Here is a 2474-nt window from a genome sequence, read left to right as displayed (position 1 = left end):
GAAAATTGAAGACTTATTGAAGGGATCAGGTAAGTTCCAAGGTATTACAAACCGCTTCCGGGATAAGATTTAAAAATTTAATGCAGAAGTAAAAATCAACCCCATTAATGATTATATTTGCAAAGTCAAATTTTTAGACAGATAAATCTAACGAAAAAAGTTATTTACATACAATGAAATATAAAAGAATCCTTCTGAAACTGAGTGGTGAAGCCTTAATGGGAAACAGACAATATGGTATTGATAATGAAAGGCTACAGGAATATGCTGCAGAAATTAAGAAAGTGGTAGAAAAAGGCTGTGAGGTTGCCATCGTAATCGGAGGAGGAAATATTTTCCGCGGTGTAGCAGGAGCTGCAAAAGGAATGGACAGAGTACAGGGAGATTATATGGGAATGCTTGCTACGGTAATCAACGGGATGGCTTTGCAGGGTGCTTTGGAAGATGCGGGAATTAAAACAAGACTGCAGTCTGCCATCGAAATGGATAAAGTGGCAGAACCATTCATCAAAAGAAGAGCGGTAAGACATCTTGAAAAGGGCAGAGTAGTGATCTTTGGAGCCGGAACCGGAAACCCGTATTTCACAACAGATACTGCTGCAACGTTAAGAGCCATCGAAATCGGGGCAGATGTTATTCTGAAAGGAACAAGAGTAGACGGAATCTACGACAGCGATCCTGAAAAAAATGCAGATGCGGTAAAATATAATTCACTATCTTTCGACGAAGTTTATGCGAAGAATCTAAAGGTAATGGATATGACGGCATTTACTTTAAGCCACGAAAACAAACTGCCGATTATTGTTTTTGATATGAACAAAGATGGAAATCTGGAGAAAATTGTTGACGGCGAAAATGTGGGTACTTTAGTTGATTTGTAATAGTAGGTTCTGGGTTTTGAGTTTAAAGTTTTAAAAATTACTCATTACCAATTATTTATTACTTATCATTAACATATGTGTAACTTATCAAATTTTTATTATATAATGGAAGAATTAGATCTTATAGTAGAGTCTGTACAGCAGGACATGGAAGCAGCTATCAAGCACCTGGATCATGCATTTCAGAGAATCAGAGCGGGACGTGCGTCTACAACAATGGTTCAGGATGTTATGGTGGAATATTACGGAGCATTAACTCCGATTAATCAGGTTGCCAATGTTTCTATTCCCGATGCAATGACGATTTCTATTCAACCTTGGGACGCAAAAGCCATTAATGATATTGAAAAAGCGATCATCAATTCCAATTTAGGTTTTGCCCCTTCTAATAACGGGATCAACATTATCCTTAATGTGCCGCCTTTAACTGAGGAAAGAAGACGTGAACTGGCAAAACAGGCTAAGTCTGAAACAGAAGACACGAAAGTAGTTGTAAGAAATGCAAGACAAAACGGTCTGAAAGAGCTTAAAAGACTGGAAGGAGTTTCTGAAGACATCATTAAAGGTATTGAAGCAGATATTCAGACGCTTACCGACAAATATGTAAAAGCTTGCGACGAGCATCTCAAAGTAAAAGAAGCTGAAATTATGAAAGTATAATTTTCGGCTCCTGAAAATATAAAAAGCGGTTTCATTTTGAGACCGCTTTGTTTTGTGTACAGTTTAAAGACAATTGATTTCTCCTTTTCTGTCTTTATTTTTAAGGATTAAATGATAGTTTTTCATCAGCCCGGAAATGTTGCATTTTGTTTCTTTATTCGGAACAGAATCAGGATTTTTATTATTGCCTTTTGAACGGATCGTATAATTTTTTTCGAGACACTGAATGGCTTTATCGTTTAAAACGTAGATTCTTTTTTCATTGATATCATCTTTTGTTTCCGGTTTTTCCGGCGTTCCTCCTTCATCAAAATTCCATGCTGTTTCCTCTTTAAAGATGAAAAATACTTTGTTGTTTTTTACATAATATTTTGTGGATGAAGAGAAGTGACTGTGTTCTGCATAAAAATCTTTAACCATTCTGAGATCTTTATTCTCATAATATAAAATTACTTCACCTTCCTTTTCGTCGCAGTTATAAGTGAATTTCGCTGAATCCAACTGTTTAGCAGACAAAAGATTATTTACGGCTGTATATTCTTTCTTTATATCTTCAATGGAGCTAATGGAATCATTTGATTTTTCCGAAGATTTATTTATCGTTACATTATCATTGCCCGAATTATTTTGAATGGTATCTGCATTCTCTTTCTTACAGGAAACAACGGCAAGAAAACATAAATTGAAAAGAAGTATTTTCATAAAAATAATTTTGTTTAAGCGTACTGCAAAAAATATGCGCAAAACTTATTTAAGGTTAATAGCTTTAACAATTGCAAAGGCACGAATATTTTTATTTAACATAAACTTAAGCATCATACTTATTGAAAATTTTTGATTTTCTTGCGGCTTATAGATTTGAAACTAATAAAGATTTACGTCTTCGTTTTCCGAAAGGAATATTTTTATTAAAAAACTCACAAATAAAAACAG

General features: G+C 34.6%; 3 protein-coding genes. 2 read left to right on the top strand and 1 reads right to left on the bottom strand.

The annotated features are described in order from the left end of the window. Positions 1–173 precede the first annotated feature (173 nt). The gene (gene pyrH, locus WFK35_RS22150; RefSeq protein WP_040999212.1) at positions 174–881 is read left to right on the top strand and encodes a UMP kinase; all 708 of its coding nucleotides are present in this window, start codon (positions 174–176) and stop codon (positions 879–881) included. A gap of 105 nt (positions 882–986) precedes the next feature. Next, positions 987–1541 carry a ribosome recycling factor gene (gene frr, locus WFK35_RS22145; protein ID WP_214589699.1) on the top strand — a complete coding sequence of 185 codons (555 nt, stop codon included), beginning with the start codon at positions 987–989 and terminating at the stop codon, positions 1539–1541. Between the two features lie 63 nt (positions 1542–1604). Here the strand turns inward: frr and WFK35_RS22140 are convergent, their stop codons facing one another. Further along, on the bottom strand, positions 1605–2243 hold the full coding sequence (locus WFK35_RS22140; protein ID WP_336734749.1) for a hypothetical protein: 639 nt from the start codon (positions 2241–2243) through the stop codon (positions 1605–1607). Positions 2244–2474: the final 231 nt, after the last annotated feature.

It is taken from the genome of Chryseobacterium sp. VD8 (assembly GCF_037149975.1).
GTDB lineage: Bacteria > Bacteroidota > Bacteroidia > Flavobacteriales > Weeksellaceae > Chryseobacterium > Chryseobacterium indicum.
The sequence above is the reverse complement of the archived record's forward strand: the minus strand, read 5'-3'. Positions and strand labels throughout refer to the sequence as shown.

Excerpts from the sequence above, each read along its gene's own strand:
- frr (WP_214589699.1), top strand. The coding sequence starts at position 987 with ATGGAAGAATTAGATCTTATAGTAGAGTCTGTACAGCAGGACATGGAA.
- WFK35_RS22140 (WP_336734749.1), bottom strand. The coding sequence starts at position 2,243 with ATGAAAATACTTCTTTTCAATTTATGTTTTCTTGCCGTTGTTTCCTGT.
- pyrH (WP_040999212.1), top strand. The coding sequence starts at position 174 with ATGAAATATAAAAGAATCCTTCTGAAACTGAGTGGTGAAGCCTTAATG.